The sequence below is a fragment of the Streptomyces sp. CB03234 genome, assembly GCF_001905885.1.
GTDB lineage: Bacteria > Actinomycetota > Actinomycetes > Streptomycetales > Streptomycetaceae > Streptomyces.
Window position 1 is genome coordinate 560,432 of the sequence record NZ_LIYH01000005.1, and the last position, 16,602, is coordinate 577,033.

The 16,602-nt window shown below is 68.3% G+C and carries 15 protein-coding genes and 1 pseudogene; 8 read left to right on the top strand and 8 right to left on the bottom strand.

The window, feature by feature from the left end; all coding sequences use genetic code 11:
• Positions 1-198: 198 nt before the first annotated feature.
• The 4 genes from AMK26_RS23930 to AMK26_RS23945 all read left to right on the top strand — a co-directional run bounded on the left by AMK26_RS23930 (position 199) and on the right by AMK26_RS23945 (position 4,302).
• Positions 199-1,224, top strand: a complete 1,026-nt coding sequence (locus AMK26_RS23930; RefSeq protein ID WP_073756766.1) for a DUF6907 domain-containing protein — start codon at positions 199-201, stop codon at positions 1,222-1,224.
• Between the two features lie 221 nt (positions 1,225-1,445).
• Positions 1,446-3,503: a GNAT family N-acetyltransferase gene (locus AMK26_RS23935; RefSeq protein ID WP_079277775.1), complete on the top strand. Its 2,058-nt coding sequence runs from the start codon at positions 1,446-1,448 to the stop codon at positions 3,501-3,503.
• Positions 3,500-3,979, top strand: a complete 480-nt coding sequence (locus AMK26_RS23940) for an ASCH domain-containing protein (RefSeq protein ID WP_241838037.1) — start codon at positions 3,500-3,502, stop codon at positions 3,977-3,979. Before AMK26_RS23935 ends, AMK26_RS23940 begins: the two co-directional genes overlap by 4 nt.
• A gap of 110 nt (positions 3,980-4,089) precedes the next feature.
• A complete protein-coding gene (locus AMK26_RS23945) occupies positions 4,090-4,302 on the top strand; it encodes a hypothetical protein (RefSeq protein ID WP_073756767.1) in 213 nt (70 codons plus the stop codon).
• On the opposite strand, the gene AMK26_RS23950 is transcribed toward AMK26_RS23945, so the two are convergent.
• From AMK26_RS23950 to AMK26_RS23980, 7 genes are all read right to left on the bottom strand, one after another.
• On the bottom strand, positions 4,299-5,348 hold the full coding sequence (locus AMK26_RS23950) for a serine hydrolase domain-containing protein (protein ID WP_073756768.1): 1,050 nt from the start codon (positions 5,346-5,348) through the stop codon (positions 4,299-4,301). The genes AMK26_RS23945 and AMK26_RS23950 overlap by 4 nt on opposite strands.
• Before the next feature lie 84 nt (positions 5,349-5,432).
• The gene (locus AMK26_RS23955; RefSeq protein WP_073756769.1) at positions 5,433-6,530 is read right to left on the bottom strand and encodes a glycosyltransferase family 4 protein; all 1,098 of its coding nucleotides are present in this window, start codon (positions 6,528-6,530) and stop codon (positions 5,433-5,435) included.
• On the bottom strand, positions 6,527-7,063 hold the full coding sequence (locus tag AMK26_RS23960; RefSeq protein ID WP_073756770.1) for a dCTP deaminase: 537 nt from the start codon (positions 7,061-7,063) through the stop codon (positions 6,527-6,529). The genes AMK26_RS23955 and AMK26_RS23960 overlap by 4 nt, the downstream gene beginning before the upstream one ends.
• On the bottom strand, positions 7,060-7,599 hold the full coding sequence (dcd, locus tag AMK26_RS23965) for a dCTP deaminase (protein ID WP_073756771.1): 540 nt from the start codon (positions 7,597-7,599) through the stop codon (positions 7,060-7,062). Before dcd ends, AMK26_RS23960 begins: the two co-directional genes overlap by 4 nt.
• Positions 7,596-8,813: a metallophosphoesterase gene (locus AMK26_RS23970; RefSeq protein WP_073756772.1), complete on the bottom strand. Its 1,218-nt coding sequence runs from the start codon at positions 8,811-8,813 to the stop codon at positions 7,596-7,598. Before AMK26_RS23970 ends, dcd begins: the two co-directional genes overlap by 4 nt.
• Entirely contained in the window at positions 8,810-10,096 is a 1,287-nt protein-coding gene (locus AMK26_RS23975) for a UDP-N-acetylglucosamine 1-carboxyvinyltransferase (RefSeq protein WP_073757088.1), read from the bottom strand. Before AMK26_RS23975 ends, AMK26_RS23970 begins: the two co-directional genes overlap by 4 nt.
• A gap of 44 nt (positions 10,097-10,140) precedes the next feature.
• Positions 10,141-10,569, bottom strand: a complete 429-nt coding sequence (locus AMK26_RS23980; protein ID WP_073756773.1) for an ATP-binding protein — start codon at positions 10,567-10,569, stop codon at positions 10,141-10,143.
• Positions 10,570-10,745: 176 nt separating this feature from the next.
• On the opposite strand from AMK26_RS23980, the gene AMK26_RS23985 reads away from it, so the two are divergent.
• The 3 genes from AMK26_RS23985 (at position 10,746) to AMK26_RS23995 (ending at position 14,947) form a co-directional block, all read left to right on the top strand.
• The gene (locus AMK26_RS23985) at positions 10,746-12,017 is read left to right on the top strand and encodes a helix-turn-helix domain-containing protein (protein WP_079277776.1); all 1,272 of its coding nucleotides are present in this window, start codon (positions 10,746-10,748) and stop codon (positions 12,015-12,017) included.
• Positions 12,014-12,550: a flavoprotein gene (locus tag AMK26_RS23990; protein ID WP_073756774.1), complete on the top strand. Its 537-nt coding sequence runs from the start codon at positions 12,014-12,016 to the stop codon at positions 12,548-12,550. Before AMK26_RS23985 ends, AMK26_RS23990 begins: the two co-directional genes overlap by 4 nt.
• Before the next feature lie 807 nt (positions 12,551-13,357).
• On the top strand, positions 13,358-14,947 hold the full coding sequence (locus AMK26_RS23995; protein ID WP_241838038.1) for an alpha/beta hydrolase: 1,590 nt from the start codon (positions 13,358-13,360) through the stop codon (positions 14,945-14,947).
• Between the two features lie 426 nt (positions 14,948-15,373).
• On the opposite strand, the gene AMK26_RS35830 is transcribed toward AMK26_RS23995, so the two are convergent.
• Positions 15,374-15,610, bottom strand: coding sequence for a phosphoribosyltransferase family protein (locus AMK26_RS35830; protein ID WP_073756775.1), 237 nt, complete (start codon positions 15,608-15,610; stop codon positions 15,374-15,376).
• A 95-nt stretch (positions 15,611-15,705) separates the two neighbouring features.
• Here AMK26_RS35830 and AMK26_RS24005 point away from each other — a divergent pair.
• A pseudogene (locus tag AMK26_RS24005) lies at positions 15,706-16,393 on the top strand (pyridine nucleotide-disulfide oxidoreductase); the annotation flags it as partial.
• Between the last annotated feature and the right edge of the window lie 209 nt (positions 16,394-16,602).

The following is a 16,602-nucleotide window of genomic DNA, read 5'->3' on the forward strand; positions in this document are numbered from 1 at the left end:
CGTAGAGACCGGCGCGGTTGAGGTCCATGGTGCGGGCGCCACTCCGCACAGGCTCGGCGGACAAACCATGCCTCCGGGATGGCGATGCGAAGTTTAGTGGGCTGAAGCGGCTAATAGTGCCAAAAAGTATCTTTCTGGAGTTTCTTCCCCTCTGTCAAGCCATGCTGCATTAAAGGGCAAACGCTGACAGGAGGAGTCATGACAGACACTGCCATGCAGGTCACGAGGGATGAAGCTACCGAACCGGTCCCCCTCATCTGTCCGCCTTGGTGCGCCGGTAGCACCAAGGGAAGCGACCACGGCGCCCATGAAAGCACCGAGGTGCAGTGGACTGGGCCCAGTGGTCCCAGCGGTGCAGCGGCGCTCTCCGCGTCCATCGCGCTTCTGTGCGACGACGAGGCCGATGGGCATGAACCGGAAATCTGGTTCGGGACTTCGGGAAGCTGGTGCGAGCTCGATCTGGCACAGCTGGGGTCGGTCATCCGAGAGTTGGAGGAGTACACCGTCGCCCTGCATGCTCTGCGGCACCGCTATGCGGCCGTACTCGCCGGCACCGACTTGACGAGCACCCCCATCGGTGACCCGGCACCCAGCCATCCGGTGGAGATCACCGCCCCCTGCCCTGCCTGGTGCAAGTATCGAACGGAAGGGCACGGCGCGGACTGTCTGCAGGACCGCTACCACTGCGGGGCGGAACGCTCCGTAGAGCTGACCCTGCAACATCCGGAGAAGGGCCGCGACGGGGCGATCCTGCCTGAACGTGTGGAAGTGCACCTGGAACAGTTGGCGTACGGGCGCCTTCCCGCCCTTGCTCTCGCCATCGAGGGTCACGGCGGCGGTTTCGGGTACCTGTCGCTGACAGAGGCCAGGCAGCTCCGAGCCGACCTCGGTGAGCTCATCGCGGTAGCGGAAGAGTGCGCCACCCCGGACGCCCTGCCACTGCTCGAAACGGTGACAGCTCATATGGGGGCGAACGTGGTCGAAGACCCGCGGCTCGACCCCCGCTCCTTGGGGTACGCGGTGGGAGACAGCAGTCCCGGCGGCAAGCTGTGGGTCTGCGTTCCCACGGGACTGTCAGAGGAGCTGCGGGAGCAGACGGTCAGGAACTTGCTGGCCGGCGCGACAGACCGGCATCGAAGGAAACTGTGGGAAGGCGACACCTCCCTGCACATCAGCGGCGACCGAGCAGCCTGGGCGGAAGCCTGCAAGCGAATCGCGGCATGAAAGTCACCCGGTCCGGCGGGCAGGCCCCTGCCCGCCGGAACAGTCTTGGCCGTGCCAGTACCAGCCCTGGCGGCAAGAGACGCCCGAGCAACCGTCGGCACGGAGTCCGGCTGGCCCGCCGCGGGTACTGATCGCGGTCTTGGTTTGGGTCACGTTTGCCTGTATGTACTGACACCAGAGGCTCGGCCGGCCGGTGGCCGGTATTCCGGGGAGGGGAGTCGATGGGGATCAAGGTGCTGCCCGTAACTGAGGCGCAGGATGAGTTGATCGACGCGGCGGTGGCGTTAGGGGACCGCTACACCAAGACGCTGGGCCTGATGACGCCGCCCGCGTACCGCAAGATGGCAGGGGACGGAGGGCTTCTCGTAGCTCTTGAGGGCGACGAGTTGATCGGTTACGCGCTGTTTCGTCTGCCGAAGCGGAGCCCGCATATCGGTCTGGCGCATCTGTGCGTGGCGGAAGAGCATCGCGGCAAGGGTGTCGCCCGCATGCTGGTGGATGCGATCAAGAAGCGGTACCCGCAGCGGCTGGGGATCAAGGCCAAGTGCCGACGCGACTACGGCCTGAGCGGCATGTGGACGAGCCTCGGCTTCGTACCCCGCGGCGAAGTGCGCGGACGGGGTCGTGACGGCGAGATGCTGGACGGCTGGTGGCTTGATCTGGGGCATCCGGACCTGTTCACCGGGGTGGAGAGCGACGCCCTGCTGGTGGTGACCGTCGACCACGGCGTGTTCATGGATCTGCGGGGAACCGAGCACACCAGGGATGTGCGCGAGTCCCAGGCCCTTGAGGCGGGATGGCTGGCTGATCTCGTCGAGCTGGCCTTCACACCCCAACTGCACCGGGATGTACGGGATATCCCTGACACGGGCGAGCGCCAGCACCAACGTGCTGCTCTGCACGGGCTGCGCCAGATCACGCCGGACGCAGACGCGGTGGCGGCGCGCCACGGCGAACTGCTGCACGCTGTGCGCAAGGCGCTGCCGCAACTGCCCGACGATGAGGCGCTGCGACGGGGCCTGCAGTACGTGGCGGAGACCTCGTGTGCCGGCCTTCAGGTCCTGGCCACTCGGGATCCGCTGCTGACCCGCTTGGCGAACGTGGCGTGGGAAGTCGCCCGTGTCCGAGTCGTCTCGCCGAGCGTTGTGACCCTGCATGTGGACGAGTTGCGGCAGGCGCAGGTGTATCGCCCGGCGGACCTTCTGGGCACGGAGTTCAGGGCGGGAGAAGTAGCACCAGGGGCGGAAGAGGAGCTGGTCGCGTTCTTCGACCAGTCGGGAAGCGACAGCGGCTCCGAGTTCGCCGAGAGACTCAAGTCCTTGGGCACAGATGCGGTTGTCTGGCATCGCGAGCTACTGCGTGATGGGCAAGGGCGTCCCATCGCTCTCTACGTATGGGCCCTCGATGGCCGGACGCTGACGGTGCCCGTGCTGCGTACCGCTGCCCACCCGCTTGAGGAGACGCTGGCACGGCAGTTGCTGTTCTCCTTGAAGCGGCTCGGCAGGGAGTGCGGAGCGCAGATCATCCGTATCACCGACACTGCTCCCTCTCCGGTGGCGAAGGCGGCCTCGGGAGACGATGGCTTCTTCGAGGGGGACGGTGGACTCGTAGCACTGCTCGTGGACGTCTGCGGAACCGCAGACGAAGTCGCGGCGGCCGCCGGGGGATTGGCTCCTCAGCTGGGCGTGGAAGTCGCCGAACTGCACGCCGAACTGCCGGCAGAGGTGGCGAGCGTGGTGGAGCGCGCCTGGTGGCCGGCGAAGGTCATCGATTCCCTGATGCCTTCCTTCCTGGTGCCGATCGAGCCCCGTTGGTCCACGGAGCTGTTCAACGTGCCTGCCATGCTGCTGCCGCGCAGCGACGTGCTCGGGATCAGCAGGGAGCACGTCTACTACCGTTCGTCCGGGCACCGCAACGAGAGCGTTCCCGCCCGGCTGCTCTGGTACGTCAGCAAAGGAACAGGCAACCAAGAGGGCCAACAGGTCGTCGCCTGCTCCCGGTTGGACGACGTGCTGATCGACATACCCGATGTGCTCTTCTCGCAATTCGAACACCTGGGCGTATATGGTCGGGATGAGGTTCGCGCAGCCGCCGACTCATCCGGCCGAGCCATGGCCCTGAGGTTCTCGGACACCGAGATCTTCCCGAAGCCGGTGACGCTGCGGCGTTTGAACGCACTGGCCGGAAGCCTGGGACTACGGTTGTCCCTGATGTCGCTGTCGAAGATCAGCAACGAGCTGTTCCAGGCGGTCTACGAAGAGGGGCACCGAAGGACGTGAACGATCTGGACCGCGCGATGCTGCTGTCTGTCCATCCCCGTTTCGCGACAGCGATCCTCGCGGGAAGCAAGACGGTGGAGGTGAGGCGCCAGCGCGTCGCCGCACCGCCAGGGACGACAGTCCTGCTGTATGCGACAGCACCCACCATGGCCCTGGTGGGCAAGGCACGCATCGCCGCGGTCCACGTCGGCTCCCCCAGGCAGGTATGGACGGCACACCGCGTGCACACCGGGATCAGCCGACGCGAGTACGACGAATACATGAGCGGCGCCACCCAGGCCAGCGGCGTCACGCTCGAAGATCCTGTGGCCTTCGACGAGCCGGTGCCGCTGAATGCCCTTCGGGCCATGGGTGCCTTCCATCCCCCGCAGAGCTACCGTTACCTGAACAGCGACGATCTCCGGCAGATGGCCCGAGCAGGGTCGGCTGCCGGATCGGCCCTGCTCGGCGTACTGGGTGACCTCGTCCCGGCGTAGGTGGAGGTCGAGCGCCAGCCCTGTACCCCGTCGAAGATCAAGTTTTGACAGGGCCGCCGTCTGTGGGACTGCCTGGGCACTCTTAGCCCGGACCGTCCCACAATTGAGGTATGGCTGCTCCGCGCCTGATCATTTATCCACCCGCCATCGCGGGTGTACGGATGGTGACCTACGGCGGCCGCGTCCTCGGCTGGGCGTTCCGGCTCAGCGACATCGCGAAGCTCCTCCAAGCGGCCGGCGCAGAGCCTGACGACGTCTGCTTGGACGACCGTGAGGTGTGCGAGTGGAGGGGTGGGGGACCGGAGACATGGACTTCGGCCTAGCCGGGCAAGAAGGCCAATGTGCGATAGCTGTTCCGGAGCGCGGTGAGAGGTTCGCGCTCGCGGGTGTAGTACAGCTTGTTGGCCAGGAGGACAGCCCAACGGCTCTGCTTGGGGGACACCCACATGCCTGTGCCGGTGAAGCCGTAGTGCACCCAGACGTCGTCCATCGGTGAGCAGCCGGGAGCCGGGTGCCAGAACAAACCGCGCGGCGGAGCAAGCCCACCCGTGTGGATCTGCAGGGATTCCTCGACCCAGCCCGTACCAAATCCCGGTTTCTCTGCCGCAGTGGCAGGGGCGAGCAGATAGCGCAGGAACCGGACCACGTCGTCCAGCACCGAGAAGGCCCCGGCAATGCCACACACCCCTCCCAGGAGGCGGGCGGAGAAATCATGAGGGATGCCCTTGAGATGCTCACCGGTCACCTCGTCGAGTTCGGTCGGTGCACACCGTGCCTTCACCCTGGGTGGCAGGGGGCCGAAGCGGGTTTCGGTCATGCCGAGCGGTTCCCAGACGCGGCTGGCGGCGACCTTGTCGAGGGGCTGGTCGAAGAGGTGCTCGACGAGGTAGCCGAGGATGAGCGCGGCGCGATCGGTGTACTCGACGGCTTCGCCGGGCGGGCGGTGGAGGGCTTCGTGGAGGACGCCGTCGCGGATGTCCTGGGAGTCGGTGCCGTAGAGAGCCTTCAGGCTGGCGCGCAAGGGGACGCCGGCCGTGTGGGTGAGCAGGTGGTGTGCGGTGACGTCAGCGAGGGGGTAGCCCTCGACCTCCCTCCAGAAGCTGCCGAGTGGGGCGTCGAGCGGGAGCTTGCCGTCCTCCACGAGGGTGCCGATGGAGGACCAGACGGCGAGGATCTTGGTGAGGCTGGCGACGTCGAAGACGGTGTCGGGTCGCATGGGTTCGTCCGGCCGTGTGGGGTCGAGAAGGCCCACCGCTCCGCTGGCATAGGTGCCGTCGGCATCGCCGACGGCCCAGACCGCGCCGGGGTAGACCGTGTCGCGCACGCCGTCCTGGAGGAGCTTCTCGATGCGGTCGGTGTTGAGCCTCATGGTCTCCCGATCTTTGTGGCGTGCGACGTCCCGTCGGCAGCGTAGTGACGCGACCGCGGCTGGCCGGGTTGCGCCACGGGGACGTCAGATGAGCTGTTTGCCGAGGTCGGTCAGAGCCGACGCGGTAGCGGTGAGCGGGTACCGGGCTGCGTTGCTCCTGCCGGCTGCTTGGAGGGCGGCGAACAGGCCAGGAGTGGTGCGGAGCCGGTCGAGGTCGCGGGCGAGGGTGGCTGGGTCGGTGAAGTCGGTAGCTACGCCGGAGGCGGCGAGGGCCTCGGTCAGGCCGGGCACGGGCTGGTACAGAACCGGTAGGCCGCACGCCTGGGCTTCGAGCGCGACCAGGCCCATGGCCTCGATCGTGGTGGACGGCATGACGAGGACATCATGGCCGGCAAAGGCTTTCCACAGATGTGGACGGCCGAGCCAGCCGAGGTAGCGGACGTGTATGCCTTGGCGGCGGAGCAGTGGAGCAAGGGCGTGGACCTGGGCGCGGGGTGCGGCGATGCTGAGCTCGGCGGCTTGTATGAGCGGCAGGGCCTGGAGCAGGGATTCGACTCCCTTCTCGGCGGTGAGGCGTCCTGCGTAGAGCAGCCGCAGGTGGCCGGTCGGCCTGTAGGCCCGCCGTGGCGGCGGATCGGTCAGCAGGTGGTCGGGGATACCCCATGGGATCTGCTCGATCTTGCGGTGATCGGTCTTGGGCGCGAGGCGGAGCAGACGGTCGGCCATGGCACCTGTGGGGACGACGATGGCGTCGGCTGCTCGCGCGGCCTCGCCGAGAACCTGGTGCTGGTCTCGGTGCGTCTCGGCGAAGAGCAGGTCGGTGCCGTGCACCAGGGCGATGCGGGGGTGTCGGGGAAGAGCCCGGAGGAGGGCCGGCGTGCCACCGAAGGCCAGGTGCTGGAGGTGGAGAAGGTCGATCTCGGAGGGACGCAAGGCACTGGTCAAGGCGTCGCGCAGCATGGCGACATAGCGACGGAACCCCGGCCCGTCGAGGCACTTACCGGCGCCGGGCAGCAGCTCCAGCCCGATGGGTGGTCGGTGGTGTGGTCCTGTCGGCTTCAGCATGAAGGCGCGGGACGGGATGAGGGGCTCTGGGCCGACGTAGAGGTCTTGGAAGAGCTCGACGCTTCCGCCGGGGCTGCCGAACGGCAGGTCGAGGACGGTTGCCACCACGGGGTTCACGCACAGCCTCCGACGATCTCCTCGTACAGGCGGGAGGTCTCGATGCCCTGGCTGGCCATGTACTTGAGGCCGTGCTGCTGGTAGCTGGCGGCGGCACCGAAGGGCTGGAGGAACACCAGCTTCCCCAAGGTCATGCGCGGATAGACGCGTACGGGACGGGCGGCGCGGATCTCCAGCGTCCAACGGATGGCGTGGCCCTGGTGGCCGAGCGGGGCGGAGACATGGACCCAGATGCCGAGAGCCCCGATCGTGCGGTCGCCGTTGAGGAACTGTGCGTACGTCTCCGAGCCGGTCTTCTCGTACGTGACCCCGAGATAGAGCACCCCCGGCTCCAGGACCAGACCGCTGCAGGGGAGACGGAGTTCGGTGAAGGCGGTGGGGGCCGCGGCGTCGAGGTCGCCGTCACATACGCGGAGGGTGTCGCCGAGCCGCCAGTCGTAGGCGTTCGGAGACACGCAGGCGGGGTCGTAGGGGTCGATGGTGATCTCGCCCGCAGCATGGGCAGCTGCGATGGCGTGGCCGGTGAGGATCACGATGCCACCGACCGCAGCGGGGTGGTGTCACGCCAGAACGCGGAGGGTTGGGGGCCGGCGGCGGCCTGGTACTTGCCCGCGTACAGGTCGACGGGGCCGATAGCGACGAAGAACATGATCTGGCCGATCTTCATTCCCGCGTACACGCGCAGCGGTCGGATCGGGGAGAGCATGAGGGTCCACTGGCCGTGGAAGCCGATGTCGCCGATCGGGGCGGTGATCTCGACGAAGAGGCCGAGTCGGCCGACGGAGGAGCGGCCGAAGAGGAGGGGGACGAAGGTGTCGGAGCCGACCTCTTCGAGGGTGTGGCCGAGGTAGAGCTCGCCAGGCTGGAGTACGAAGCCGGTGTCGTCGATCGTGGTTTCGCGGGTGGGGTTGGGGCGGTGAGCGTCGATCACGGGTGTGCTGTACGTCAGCAGGGTGTGGCCGAGGCGGACGTTGTAGCTGTTGGGGTTCACCTGCGCGCGGTCGAACGGAGTGATGCGCAGGCGGCCGTCGTGTGCGGCCGCGCTGATCTCGGGGCCGGTGAGGATCATCGCTCGTCTCCTTCGGTGAGGAGGTGCTGGAGGGCTTGACCGAGGCGGAGGCCCGCTTGGTGGGTGCGGCCGCCCAGGTAGCTGTTGGCCAGGTAGTCGGTGGTCAGCACGGTGGTGAGGTGACGGGGCAGCGGACCCGGTGCGGCGACCAGGGGGCCGGCCCGCTCGGCGAGGTACGCGAGGAGCGATTCAGGAGCATCTTGGTGGGCGGCCGGCACGTGTGCGTGAACGAGCTGGTTGCCGAACGGCTCGATGGCGACGAGATCTCCGAGAGAGAGGTGCTCGCCGAGTGGAGCAGGGCGGAGGGCGGTTTCGTTCAAGACGATGGCGTCCGCGCCTAGACCGCCGCGCAGGCGAACGGCAAGGTCCGTCAGGAGTTCGCGTCGATCGGCGAGCCGGTTGCGATAGGGCGCGGCGACGGTGCCGAGACGGGAGGACAGCCTCCGATGAGCTTCTGTGATCTTGTCTCGTGCGGGAGTGAGAGTGGCGGGGAAGTCGCTGAGGGCTGTGAGAGGGAAGGACGCGCTGTGGCAGGACCACGCGCTTCCTTCGCGTCGCGCAAGTGCGTAGCCCGCACCGAGTTCCGGCCCCTTGAGGACCGTGGTGTCGCCGACGTGGACAGGCCCGTACTGAGGGCTGTGGCAGTGGCCGGAGAAGATCACGTCCAGGAACGGGCAGGCAGCGGCCAGGGTGAGGTCTTCGCTGAAGCCGGAGTGGCTGAGCAGGACCCAGGTGTCGACCTCGTCGTGATGGGCCAGCATCACTTCCCGCAGGGCAGCAACCGGGTCGGTGGTTCGGTGTGAGGCGCGTTGCCCGATGGGGATAGCGCTGAAAGCCTGTTGGCCGATCACGGCGGTCACGCCAATCCGCTGGCCGCCGATGACGGCGATGTGCAGCGAGCGGAAGAGCCGGCGACCGGAGGATGCGTCGACGGCGTTGGCGCACACGGTCAGACGGTGCAACGCGGGTTCGAAGTGGTGGGACCAGCCGTGGTTGCCCGGTGCGATCGCGTCGTACAGGCCGGTGAGGATTGCCCGCTCGATCTCGCCCCGACCGAGTCGGTAGTACCCAGTCCCTTCGAAGAAGTCGCCGCAGTCGACGATGAGGGAGTCCCGCCGAGCGGCGTGCAGGTGGGACAGCATCGGGTCCGCAGCGGCAAAGGAGGAGTGGACGTCGGTGGTGGCGACGATCCTGTTCAGGACACGGGAGGTCATGTCGTTACCTCACAGATGTCCGCGCCCAGCGCTCGCAGCTTTCCCGGGAGGTCGGCGTGGCCACGGCGGAGCTGCTTCAGGCCGCCGAGGGTGGTGACGCCGCGCGCGGTGAGGCCGGCGATCAGCAGGGCGGATCCGGTCCGGATATCGGTCGCTTCCACGCCGGCTCCTGTGAGCCGCTGCGGGCCGGTCAGGCGGCATTGTGTGAGGGAGATTTCCTCGATGACCGCTCCGAGCCGGGCGAGATGCGGGAGCAGGTTGCCGTGCCGACCCGTGTTGATCGCGTCGGCGAAGAGATGGGTGCCGGGCAGGCCGAGGGCCAAGGCCATGAGCGGCGGCTCGAAGTCAGCGTCCAAGCCACCGGGCGAGAGCGAGGCGACGGCGCGTAGGGGGTGGCCGGTCGGCCGTGCTTCCTGGGCGTGGACAGTGAGAGCGTCGGTTTCGGTACGCACGGGGATGCCCAGCCACCGAAGGGCGGAGACCAGAGGAGCGACGTCCTTGCCACGTACGCCTTCGATACGGCCGGTGCCGCCGGTCGTGGCCATAGCGCACGCCAGCGTCCCAGCCTCGATCTTGTCGCCCGGCACCCCCCACACCACTGCTTCGTCCGCTGCAGTGGCAGGCGGTTCCATGGTGAGGACCCGGTCGCTCGCCCGGCTCTCCCAACCCGCGGATCGAAGCGCCTCCAGGACGCTGATGACCTCGGGTGAGAGATTCGGCTGCCCGAGGCGTAACGGCTGTCCGGCGACGACGGCCCGCAACACGGCGGCGATCGTCGCCCCGCGGGAGCGGAACGGCAGCACGTGTGACACCGTGCCGGGTCGCGGCTTGACCTTCTCGACCAGGTATCCGCCGTCATCGACCGTCACGCGGTCGCCGAAGGCCCCGTAGACCCGGAAGTGCTGGTCCATTCCGCGATTACCGATTTGGCATCCGCCCGGCCAGGGAAGGCGAGCCAGGCCGTACGCGCCCAGCAATGCGGGCACGAGGTAGTACGACGCCCGGATGCGGGCGGCATCAGGGAGGTCAGGGATAGTCCGGCCGGCGCTACCGGCCGGCAGGACCACGACGGAGTCCGGCACGTCGACGGGGCTGGCCACATGCCAACCCGCCTGGTGCAGCAGTGCCAGCATGGTCTGGACGTCCGTACTCGCCGGGACGTTGCTCAGGTGCACGGTGCGGTGCAGCGCGGCAGCGGCGGCGAGAAGGGGCAGCGCCGCGTTCTTCGATCCGTCGACCTTCACCGCGCCGGAGAGCGGGCGCCCAGGTCGGACCGCGATCACCTCGGCGGCATCGGCACGAGCGCGGGCCTGGATGATGGTCACGATCAACTCCTTTGAGGCGTCAGGGGAAGATGAGCAGGTCTGCCGGCGGCCGAGATTTCGGCCCAGCTGCATTTGCCTGACGGGGTCGGTTCGACACCGAAGCGGTCGGCCAGAGCAGCGACGATGAACAGTCCTCGTCCGCACTCGTCGTGCATGCCCGGTAGTCCTGGAGAGGGCAGCTCACCGCTGGAGTCGCACACCTCGATCCGCAGAGCCGTGCCGTTGAGCTGGGCAGTCACTGAGACGGGGCCGTGGCCCGCGTGCTGCACCGCGTTGGCGATCAGTTCTCCGGTCACCAACTCCGCGCTGTGCAGCGCATCGGAGTCGATGTCCGTGTCCCAGCTCCGTATCTCACCTGCGATCTGCCGTCGTGCTTCAGCGGCAGCCAAAGGGGTTCCGGATACGGAAAGGCTCAGTTGGTGCGCTTCCATGAGCGGCCTCCTGGTCGGGAGCGGCCACTCCAAGGAACCGGTTCCGGAAGACCGTCTGCGACGCTATGTGCTGCGCCTGCATCGCTTATGCACGTCCCGCATCACGGCCAAGTGCGATGCCATTACGCTCGGTTGAGCAGGCAGGATCGGCGACGGCGGGAGGAGCCGTGGCACAGATGGCCGACGCGCAGAGCGAAGCGAGACGGATCGGTGAGGTGATCCGCCAGGCGCGTGTCTTACAGAGGCGCTCCCAGGCGCAGGTTGCCGATGCGCTTGGCTACCACCAGTCGAAGGTCAGCCGCCTGGAGGCCGGCCGAGGGACTGGGGACGTCCGTGTACTCCGAGAGATCGCAAGGGTCCTCGACATTCCGCTGCAGACCCTGGGCCTCGCAGCTGGCTCGGAGGCCCGCCCGACCGATCCCGAGACTGAGGACATGCACCGCCGTACCTTCCTCGCTGCGGGTATAGCCGCAATGGCGACCCCGGCGACACCTGCCACCGCCCAGCACGCGCTCGTCCAGGCACTTCTCCCTGGCCCCACCCCTGATCCCACCGGCCAGAGCATGGACCCGGCCGGACTGCGTGGTCGTGTCACCACGGTGCGTCGGCTTTTCTGCACCTGCGACTACGCGGAGCTTGTGCGCACATTGCCCGGTCTCATCGGCGATCTACGGGAGGCCGTCGGCGCTTCTCCTGGATCGGCCGACCTGTCGGGGCTCTTGGCCACCGCGTACCAGACCTCGGTGAGCCTGCTGCTCAAGCAGGGCGACCATGGCAACGCCTGGCTCGCCGTGGGCCGAGCCATGGCCGAGGCCGAACGCTCCGGCGACCCGGTCGTCCTCGCCTCCAGCGTCCGAGTCCACGCGCACGTTCTGGCCCGCGAGAAGCACACCGGCCAGGCAATCACGCTCGTCCGGCACACCGCCGACCAGCTCACCGGGGCCTACGACCAACGATCACCGCGATACCTCGCGGCGCTCGGGCTTCTGTTGCTGCGTGGCGTCACCGCTGCCAGCAGCGGGGGCAACAGGACGGCGAGCCAGGAGTTCCTGGCGGAGGCGAAGGAGGTCGCGCGCTTCGTGGCCCTGGACCGTCCGGACGCCTGGGCGAACTTCAGCCTCACCAACGTGGCGCTCCACGAGGTGAGCGCCGCCGTCGCCTTCGGAGACGCGGGAATCGCCCTCCAGGCCGCCCGCCCTCTCATGCGCCGGCACATCCCAGTGCCCGAGCGGCGCGCGGCACTGTGGGTGGAGACCGCGCGCGCCTACAGCCAGCAGGGCCGGCTCGCCGACGGTTACCAGGCGCTGCGCATCGCCGAGAGCTGCGCTGCCCAGGACATCCGTCGCCCGGCCGTCCGCGAATTGGTCGCCGACATGGCCGCCCGCGACCGCCGTCGTACGCTTCCAGAGCTGCACCACTTCAGTCGCCAACTGGGGGTCCCCGCGTGAGTGATCAGCCGAAGAAGCCCTTCCTGTACGTCGTCGTCTGCGCGGCCGGTATCGCCGATGACGTGGCGAAGCTGATCACCGCAGCGCAGGAGCGGCACTGGGATGTCGGCGTGGTCGCCACCCCCCAGGGCCTCGGCTTCATCGACGTGGCCGCCGTCCAGGCCCAGACCGGGTACCCGATCCGCTCGGCGTGGCGCTCACCCGACGACCCTCGGCCACTGCCGCCTGCCAACGCGATCGCCGTGGCCCCGGCCACCTTCAACACCATCAACAAGTGGGCCGCCGGGATCTCCGACACCCTCGCGCTGGGCATTCTGTGCGAGGCGTACGGCTTCGGCATCCCGACCGCCGTCCTGCCCTACCTGAACGCAGCCCAGGCCGCCCACCCCGCGTACCGGCAGAGCCTGGACCGGCTACGCGAGATGGGCGTCCTGATCGGGGAGTACGAACCCCACCAGCCCAAGGCGGGCGGCGGGCGTGACAAGTTCCGATGGGAGCAGGCCCTCGAACTGCTCGAACCCAAGGTGCGATGACGCCACTTCGTTACGCCGCTCGTCGACAACCAGGGCACAGCCGTACAGCTTCATCCAGAGATCCTGCTCCAGACCGGACGCTGCCTTCGCGAGAACCGAGTGCGCGAACTGCTCCTCCTGGCTCGTCAGACAGGCCGCACTGCCCATGGGACCGACGGACTCCAAGACACGCCGGAAGGACTGGTGGGGGAGGTTCCGAGACAGGCCGAACAGCAACTCCGCCGTGTCCTCCAAGCCCTGGGGCCAGTGGGACAGCTCCGCGCCGAATGCCTCGACAAGCCCCCGGGTCACCTCATACGCATACCGGCCTGGCCGGTCGAAAACATTGGTCAAAAGGCCATGGCGAAGACCTATCGGCTCGGCGGGGCCTCGGCGAGCCACCACGCGCTCCGGGCGGCGACGGCCCCGTGATTCACACGGATGGCGAACCGGTCCTGGGCGGCCTGCATCCGCCGCTCGTGGTGTGCGCGGTACAAGACGCGCGGTCGAGGGATGATGGCCCTCGCACCACGCTGGCTTTCTTGGGGCTGCCCCCGGCCTGTCATCCACTGCCCTCCGGTCCCGGTCATCGGGGCTTGGCACCACAGGTTCGGCCGCAGGCCAGTGGGCGGCGAGGGCGGGGCGGATCGGCTCAGTGGCGAAAGGCCGGGTGAGCTTTTCGGCGGCGCATTGGTTGTCATGCCTCCGGACGAAAAGGGGAAAGGCGGCCTCTACCTGAGAACGATGTGGGTCTGGGATTCTGCTCGTACCGTGTCCTCGACGCTGACACGCCGCAGCGATGCTCACTCTGACCTCGGAGCACCTCCCTTGTTCACTCATGGCAAGCGGCACCGCCGTGCCGTCGTCCTGGCCGTGGCGGCGACCCTCGCCGCCGGTTCGCTGAGCGGCTGTACTCAGGGCGCCCCCGATGCCGCCGCCGATCCGGCTGCCCGCGCTGATCTGCGCGTCTTCTACCACCAGAAGCCGCAGTGGAAGCCCTGCGGCGAGGAGGAGTGCGCCACGCTGAAGGTCCCCATGGACTACTCGGCGGCCGGCAACGGCAAGACCTTCACCCTCCCCCTGGTAAGGGCCACCGCGACTGACACGGCCCGCCGCATCGGATCGCTGGTCTTCAACCCAGGCGGCCCCGGAGAATCCGGGGTCGCCCTGCTCAAGGACGGCGGAGCAGAGTCGTTCAGTGAGCAAATACGGGCCCGCTTCGACATCGTCGGGTTCGACCCGCGCGGCGTGGCCGGCAGCAAGCCCGCCGTCGACTGCGGCCCTGACGAAGAGGGAGGGGCTGATACGCAGGCCGGTGACGTCTCACCGCAGCCGCTCCACCCCGCGACGGCTGAGCAGCGCCGGGCCGCCCTGGCCGACGCCGAGAGCGCGGTCGCGGCCTGCAAGAGGTACAGCGGCTCGATCCTGCCGCACGTCGGAACAGCTGACGCCGCACGCGACATGGACGTGCTGCGCGCCGCGCTCGGCGAGGACAAGCTGAGCTATCTCGGCTGGTCCTACGGCACGTCTCTGGGCACCACCTATGGCGAGCTGTTCCCCTGGAGGGTACGCGCGATGGTGCTGGACGGGGCAGTCGACCCCTCGCTGGACTGGTCCGAGCGGGCCCTCAGCCAGGCCGCCGGATTCCGCAAGGCGGTCGACGACTACGCCGAGCACTGCGCCGACGTGGTAGGAGACGCCTGCCCCGCCGACACCCCTGAAGGCATCCGCGAGCTCCTTGACGGTCTCTACGAGCAGACCGCCAAGGAGCCGCTGCCGGTCGACGACAGCGACGGGGGCCTGGACGCGGCGACCCTGCACAGCGCCATCGTCACGTCGATGTACACCCCCGAAGAGCAGTGGAAGCCGCTGTCCCACGGCCTGAGCGACGCGGCCGGCGGTGACGGAACGCGGCTCGCCGGCATCGCCGCGGGAGAGGAAGACGCCTCAGAGGACGAGGACACCGGCAGCGATGACGAGGAGGAACAGGGGGAGAAAAGCCACCCGGACAACTCCGACGTGGCCATCACAGCGGTCGACTGCGTCGACATTCCCCACCCGAGGGACTCCCAGAAGTATTGGCAAGCCCTCGACCAGGCACACCGCGCCGAGGGCGACTACGGGTCCGAGAGCGTGGTCGCCGCGCTCGGCTGCAAGGGCTGGCCGCATCGCGGGCCCGGCCCGCACCGGGTCAGTGCCGATGGTCTTCCGCCGGTCCTCGTGGTAGGCACCACCGGCGACCCCTCCACGCCCTATCACGAGGCCGAGAGCCTGGCCCGGCAGCTACCCCAGGGCATGCTGTTGACGTTCGAGGGACTCGGACACACTGCGTACGGGCGCGGCGGTAGCTGCGTGGATACCGCCGTGGACAGTTACCTCATCGACCTCAAGCCGGTGAAGCCGGGCGCGACCTGCTGACGCCGCGGGACACCGCCGCACTCCGCCTGCCTGGGGCGCGCACGCCCCCACTCCCTGCAATGCCGGCGTGAGCTGTGCACCGATCGACCGGCAGCGGCCGATGCGGACTCCTGGCCGGCCCCCGGCATGTGAACCAGCGCGACCGTCGCCCAAGGCCCGCAGCCTCATGTGCAGCTGACCCGTGCGGTGAAGCCCCACGGACGGCTGACAGGGCGAGCAGGGTGTCTCCGAGCTTCCCCGCGAAGGCCACCTCCATCTCGCCGCAGGTGTTCAGAGGGTCGACGAGTTCTGTGGAGGCGGGTATGGGGAGCGGTGTGCCGACGGGAAGGTCGATGCGGTCATAACCAAGTGGTGTGGTGTGTATGGCTCCGGCGGGGTGGATCTGCGTGCCGGGATGGAAACGGTTCCCCGCCGAGGCGAGTGTGCTCATGTCTGTCCCTCGATGGTGGTGAGGGAGACCAGCGGGACTCCGAGGTCGGCGAGCAGCGCGCGGCCACCGCGCGTGGTGTCCTCCACGAGGCAGGCAGCCGCTAGCGGGACGGTGCCGGCCTCTCGGAGCCGACGGGTGAGGTCGGCCAGTGTCCTGCCGGTGGTGATCTCGTCGTCCACCAGGACGATCCGCTGTCCGGGGACGATGCCGTAGGCGAAGACGTCGGCGCGCATGGCGCGGGGTTCGCTGAAGCGGACCGCGCCGTCGAGGGGGAGGTGCAGTTTCCAGGCGATCTTGTACGGCAGCCTGGCGGCGCCGGCGCGGGAGACGCCTCGAACTCGGCCGCCGCGCTACGGAACTCCGCGCCTACGATGACCACGTCACCGTCACGCTCGACGCCGGCACCCACCTGACCGCTCAGTACGTGATCGTCGCCACGGGTGTCGGGGCTCTACAGCCAGGGGACGTTCCCTGGATCACTGCCCCCTCCGGTCTTACTCTCCCCCCGTTGTGGCAGGCAGAACAGGACGACGCCGAAGGCCGCACCCTCCTCATCCTCGGCGGCGACCGCCCGATCGGCACCTTCCTACGCGCCCACGAGGCCACCGACACCCGTCTGCTCGTGGTGTACCCGGAAAGCGACGACTACAAGGTCGAGGAGATCTACAACGACCCCCGCGTCACCCTCCTCTCGATGGAGCACCTGACCCTGCATGCGGCGGAAGGCACGGCGACGACGGCCGAAGTGCTGGGCCGGGGCGGCGAACGGCAGACCATCACGGCCGGACGGCGTCTTCCTCAGCATCGACAACGCTTCTGCCGCCCCTGCCGGCGGCGTCATCCGCAATGCGACCGGCTACTGCCTCCCGTCGGAACAGCACCCCGGGTCATCGTCGCCGGCGACCTTCGCTCCGCCCGCTTCCAGCGGATCATGACGGCCATGGGCTTCGGGCAGCGAAGCCGCCTTGCACGCCTACTACGCCGCTTGGGGTCTGTCCGTGCCTGGTGGGGCATGAGAACCTGCGTGCCCCCGTGGCGCGAGGCCATCAGCCTCCACCAGACTGACTAACACGGGGTCCCAAAAGCCGCCCTCGAGATGACCACCAGCGCCCCGAGCCCATCCGTCACCCGCCCACGTGGCGGCCCTTGTGCGGCAGACGCGAGATGCTGAACCACCAGCGTCTGCAACGCACTGGGGCCGGCACCCGACAAGGTTGATCACCGA

Coding starts and splice junctions, on each gene's coding strand:
- AMK26_RS23930 (WP_073756766.1), top strand. CDS start 199: ATGACAGACACTGCCATGCAGGTCACGAGGGATGAAGCTACCGAACCG.
- AMK26_RS23935 (WP_079277775.1), top strand. CDS start 1,446: ATGGGGATCAAGGTGCTGCCCGTAACTGAGGCGCAGGATGAGTTGATC.
- AMK26_RS23945 (WP_073756767.1), top strand. CDS start 4,090: ATGGCTGCTCCGCGCCTGATCATTTATCCACCCGCCATCGCGGGTGTA.
- AMK26_RS23950 (WP_073756768.1), bottom strand. CDS start 5,348: ATGAGGCTCAACACCGACCGCATCGAGAAGCTCCTCCAGGACGGCGTG.
- dcd (WP_073756771.1), bottom strand. CDS start 7,599: ATGATCCTCACCGGCCCCGAGATCAGCGCGGCCGCACACGACGGCCGC.
- AMK26_RS23970 (WP_073756772.1), bottom strand. CDS start 8,813: ATGACCTCCCGTGTCCTGAACAGGATCGTCGCCACCACCGACGTCCAC.
- AMK26_RS23980 (WP_073756773.1), bottom strand. CDS start 10,569: ATGGAAGCGCACCAACTGAGCCTTTCCGTATCCGGAACCCCTTTGGCT.
- AMK26_RS23985 (WP_079277776.1), top strand. CDS start 10,746: ATGGCCGACGCGCAGAGCGAAGCGAGACGGATCGGTGAGGTGATCCGC.
- AMK26_RS35830 (WP_073756775.1), bottom strand. CDS start 15,610: ATGCGCGCCGACGTCTTCGCCTACGGCATCGTCCCCGGACAGCGGATC.